The organism is Nocardioides allogilvus, from assembly GCF_003047285.1.
Classification (GTDB): domain Bacteria; phylum Actinomycetota; class Actinomycetes; order Propionibacteriales; family Nocardioidaceae; genus Nocardioides; species Nocardioides allogilvus.
This window is the reverse complement of record NZ_PZYX01000024.1, coordinates 1-5,664: the sequence shown is the minus strand read 5'-3', so window position 1 is coordinate 5,664 and position 5,664 is coordinate 1. Positions and strand designations below refer to the sequence as shown.

The 5,664-nt window shown below is 55.4% G+C and carries 3 rRNA genes; all 3 read right to left on the bottom strand.

Going from position 1 to position 5,664, the window contains the following annotated elements:
* A 5S ribosomal RNA gene (gene rrf / locus C9J87_RS19170) occupies nt 1-100 on the bottom strand; the annotation flags it as partial.
* A 222-nt stretch (nt 101-322) separates the two neighbouring features.
* A 23S ribosomal RNA gene (locus C9J87_RS19165) occupies nt 323-3,446 on the bottom strand.
* A gap of 478 nt (nt 3,447-3,924) precedes the next feature.
* Nucleotides 3,925-5,440 (bottom strand): 16S ribosomal RNA (locus tag C9J87_RS19160).
* Nucleotides 5,441-5,664 lie beyond the last annotated feature (224 nt).

The following is a 5,664-nucleotide window of genomic DNA, read 5'->3' as shown; positions in this document are numbered from 1 at the left end:
TCTCCCACAACCTCTCGGTTGCAGTACCATCGGCGCTGAAAGGCTTAACTTCCGGGTTCGGTATGGGACCGGGTGTTTCCCTTTCGCTATGGCCGCCGTAACTCTGGCGGAACACACACACCCAGACACAAACCCAGAGGTTTGTTGGGGGTGTTCCAAGCATGATGTGGTGCATATTCAGTTGTTCACCGTGACCCACACACGCGGGGTGTGTTGGTTGGGAACTGCATGTGGACGCGGGCACGTACTCTCACGAGTGTTGCTTTGTAGCGCAGGTCTTGTCGTGTTTCTACCGTACGTGGTGATTGGTTTTGTACGGTGTTGGGACAAGCCCTCGGCCTATTAGTACCGGTCGGCTGGGCATTGCTGCTGTACACCTCCGGCCTATCAACCCCATGTTCTGTGGGGGGCCTTACCCAGTTAACCTGGTGGGAAACCTCATCTTGAAACGTGCTTCCCGCTTAGATGCATTCAGCGGTTATCACTTCCGAACGTAGCCAACCAGCCGTGCTCCTGGCGGAACAACTGGCACACCAGAGGTTCGTCCATCCCGGTCCTCTCGTACTAGGGACAGCCTTTCTCAAGTTTCCTGCGCGCGCGGCGGATAGGGACCGAACTGTCTCACGACGTTCTAAACCCAGCTCGCGTGCCGCTTTAATGGGCGAACAGCCCAACCCTTGGGACCTACTCCAGCCCCAGGATGCGACGAGCCGACATCGAGGTGCCAAACCATCCCGTCGATATGGACTCTTGGGGAAGATCAGCCTGTTATCCCCGGGGTACCTTTTATCCGTTGAGCGACGCCGCTTCCACCTGCTGGCGCCGGATCACTAGTTCCGACTTTCGTCCCTGCTCGACATGTCTGTCTCACAGTCAAGCTCCCTTGTGCACTTACACTCAACACCTGATTGCCAACCAGGCTGAGGGAACCTTTGAGCGCCTCCGTTACTTTTTAGGAGGCAACCGCCCCAGTTAAACTACCCATCAGGCACTGTCCCTGATCCGGATTACGGACCTAGGTTAGACATCTAATACTACTAGAGTGGTATTTCAACGATGACTCCAACCAAACTGGCGTCTGGCCTTCACAGTCTCCCACCTATCCTACACAAGCAGTACCAAACACCAATACCAAACTATAGTAAAGGTCCCGGGGTCTTTCCGTCCTGCCGCGCGTAACGAGCATCTTTACTCGTAGTGCAATTTCGCCGAGTCCATGGTTGAGACAGCGCCCAAGTCGTTACTCCATTCGTGCAGGTCGGAACTTACCCGACAAGGAATTTCGCTACCTTAGGATGGTTATAGTTACCACCGCCGTTTACTGGGGCTTAAATTCTCCGCTTCGACTTGCGTCTAACAGGTCCTCTTAACCTTCCAGCACCGGGCAGGAGTCAGTCCGTATACATCGTCTTACAACTTCGCACGGACCTGTGTTTTTAGTAAACAGTCGCTTGGGCCTGGTCTCTGCGGCCCTTCACGCTTCCCCAGCAAGTGGGTACACGATCCGGGCCCCCCTTCTCCCGAAGTTACGGGGGCATTTTGCCGAGTTCCTTAACCATGGTTATCTCGATCGCCTTAGTATTCTCTACCTGATCACCTGAGTCGGTTTGGGGTACGGGCGGCGCATAGCTCGCTAGAGGTTTTTCTCGACAGCATAGGATCACCCACTTCACCTAACGGCTCCGTGTCACATCTCAGACTCCACATCAAAGTGAGCGGCCCGGATTTACCTGGACCCCGTCCTACATGCTTACCCGTGGACTACCATCGCCACGGCTGGGCTACCTTCCTGCGTCACCCCATCGCTTGACTACTACCAGTTCGGGTCCCACGCTCCGCCCAGACGTCTCGCCCCGAAGGGTCCGATCATCTAGGTTTCGGATGGTTAGCATCACCAGGTTCGTCATGGGCGCTACTTTGCCGGTACGGGAATATCAACCCGTTGTCCATCGACTACGCCTGTCGGCCTCGCCTTAGGTCCCGACTTACCCAGGGCAGATTAGCTTGACCCTGGAACCCTTGATCATTCGGCGGAAGAGTTTCTCGCTCTTCATTCGCTACTCATGCCTGCATTCTCACTCGTGTGGCCTCCACACCTGGATCACTCCGGCGCTTCACTGCCCACACGACGCTCCCCTACCCATCCACACACCTGAACCAACCTCAAGGGCGGCTTAGCTATTGTGTGAATGCCATAGCTTCGGCGGATGACTTGAGCCCCGCTACATTGTCGGCGCGGAATCACTTGACCAGTGAGCTATTACGCACTCTTTCAAGGGTGGCTGCTTCCAAGCCAACCTCCTGGTTGTCACTGCGACTCCACATCCTTTTCCACTTAGTCACCGCTTAGGGGCCTTAGCTGATGGTCTGGGCTGTTTCCCTCTCGACAATGGAGCTTATCCCCCACTGTCTCACTGCCACGCTCTCACTTACCGGCATTCGGAGTTTGGCTAACGTCAGTAACCTGGTCGGGCCCATCGGCTATCCAGTGCTCTACCTCCGGCAAGAAACACGTGACGCTGCACCTAAATGCATTTCGGGGAGAACCAGCTATCACGAAGTTTGATTGGCCTTTCACCCCTATCCACAGGTCATCCCCTCAGTTTTCAACCTAAGTGGGTTCGGTCCTCCACGTCGTCTTACCGACGCTTCAACCTGCCCATGGATAGATCACTTCGCTTCGGGTCTTGAGCGCGCTACTGAATCGCCCTATTCGGACTCGCTTTCGCTACGGCTTCCCCACACGGGTTAACCTCGCAACACACCGCAAACTCGCAGGCTCATTCTTCAAAAGGCACGCCGTCACAAGCCACAAGGACTCGCTCCGACGGATTGTAGGCACACGGTTTCAGGTACTATTTCACTCCCCGCCAGGGGTACTTTTCACCTTTCCCTCACGGTACTTGTCCGCTATCGGTCATCAAGGAGTATTTAGGCTTAACGGGTGGTCCCGCCAGATTCACACGGAATTTCAGGGGTTCCGTGTTACTTGGGGTACTGCTCCAGAGCTCAGAACATACGTCTACGGGGCTATCACCCGCTACGGCGCCACTTTCCAATGGACTTCGACTTCGTATCTGAGTTTCTTACTCTGCACCAGGCCGGCAGACCTGATAGAACAACCCCACAACCCCACACCTGCAACCCCTGCCGGGTATCACACAGACATGGTTTGGCCTCTTCCGATTTCGCTCGCCACTACTCTCGGAATCACTTTTGTTTTCTCTTCCTGAGGGTACTGAGATGTTTCACTTCCCCTCGTTCCCTCCACACACCCTATGTGTTCAGATGTGGGTAACTGGACATGACTCCAGCTGGGTTTCCCCATTCGGACACCCCCGGATCACAGCTCGGTTGCCAACTCCCCAGGGCTTATCGCAGGCTCCTACGTCCTTCATCGGCTCTTGATGCCAAGGCATCCACCATGTGCCCTTCATAGCTTGTCTCAACAACGTCAAAACAAATCACTACAAAAGAAACACCATGCACCCACCACAATCAATGAGGGCACACGTTTTTGCAAAACTTACACTACAAAGCATTAATTAATGCTCGCGTCCACTATGCAGATCTCAAACAACAACCCCACCAACCCCCCACCACCCCCACACAGGGAACAGCAGAGCAAAGGAGGGACAACCAGAAACACAAACCCACACACCCAACCCCACCCACCCACACAACCAGAAGGCTGCACAGACAGAAGAGAAGACCATGTGGCCCTGATGCTTCAGGACCCAACAGTGTGCCAACCCACTCCCCCACCAGACCAACCAACGTTCCACACCCACCAGGACCAAAGCCCCAGCAGGTAGTACTAGCCAGCCAGCCCACCAAAGGACCAAGCATCATCGACGATTCCACTAGTGAACACCACCATGCGCCCACCCACGAACGGGGTGAGTCGGGGCGTGTGCTCCTTAGAAAGGAGGTGATCCAGCCGCACCTTCCGGTACGGCTACCTTGTTACGACTTCGTCCCAATCGCCAGCCCCACCTTCGACAGCTCCCTCCCTTACGGGTTGGGCCACCGGCTTCGGGTGTTGCCGACTTTCGTGACGTGACGGGCGGTGTGTACAAGGCCCGGGAACGTATTCACCGCAGCGTTGCTGATCTGCGATTACTAGCGACTCCGACTTCATGGGGTCGAGTTGCAGACCCCAATCCGAACTGAGACCGGCTTTTTGGGATTCGCTCCCCCTTACGGGATCGCAGCCCTTTGTACCGGCCATTGTAGCATGCGTGAAGCCCTGGACATAAGGGGCATGATGACTTGACGTCATCCCCACCTTCCTCCGAGTTGACCCCGGCAGTCTCCTATGAGTCCCCACCATTACGTGCTGGCAACATAGAACGAGGGTTGCGCTCGTTGCGGGACTTAACCCAACATCTCACGACACGAGCTGACGACAGCCATGCACCACCTGTACACCGACAAAAGGGGCCTTATCTCTAAGGCTTTCCGGTGTATGTCAAACCCAGGTAAGGTTCTTCGCGTTGCATCGAATTAATCCGCATGCTCCGCCGCTTGTGCGGGCCCCCGTCAATTCCTTTGAGTTTTAGCCTTGCGGCCGTACTCCCCAGGCGGGGCGCTTAATGCGTTAGCTGCGGCACGGAACCCATGGAATAGGCCCCACACCTAGCGCCCAACGTTTACGGTGTGGACTACCAGGGTATCTAATCCTGTTCGCTCCCCACACTTTCGCTCCTCAGCGTCAGGTAATGCCCAGAGAACCGCCTTCGCCACCGGTGTTCCTCCTGATATCTGCGCATTTCACCGCTACACCAGGAATTCCGTTCTCCCCTGCATACCTCTAGTCTGCCCGTATCGGAAGCCAGCACACAGTTAAGCTGTGTGTTTTCACTCCCGACGCGACAAACCGCCTACGAGCCCTTTACGCCCAATAATTCCGGACAACGCTCGCACCCTACGTATTACCGCGGCTGCTGGCACGTAGTTGGCCGGTGCTTCTTCTGCACATACCGTCACTTTCGCTTCGTCTGTGCTGAAAGAGGTTTACAACCCGAAGGCCGTCATCCCTCACGCGGCGTTGCTGGATCAGGCTTCCGCCCATTGTCCAATATTCCCCACTGCTGCCTCCCGTAGGAGTCTGGGCCGTGTCTCAGTCCCAGTGTGGCCGGTCACCCTCTCAGGCCGGCTACCCGTCGAAGCCATGGTAGGCCATTACCCCACCATCAAGCTGATAGGCCGCGAGCACATCCCCCACCGAAAAACTTTCCACCACACACCATGCGGTGCGAGGTCATATCCGGTATTAATCACCGTTTCCGGTGGCTATCCCAAAGTGGGGGGCAGATTACTCACGTGTTACTCACCCGTTCGCCGCTCGAGTACCACCGAAGTGGCCTTTCCGCTCGACTTGCATGTGTTAAGCACGCCGCCAGCGTTCGTCCTGAGCCAGGATCAAACTCTCCATCGAAACCTACTACCCACACCAACAATCGCCAGTGCAGGAAAAAGAGAGCCACATCCCCTGACAAAAGACACAACACTGACAAAAATATTGTCAGAAATTATTGTCTTCAACCAAAGAAACCACCACCGAACACAACCCCAACCAAAAGGCCAGAATCAAGTCACGGTGACGGGGCAAAACAAACTAATTCGTCGACTATGACACACTGTTGAGTTCTCAAACATCAG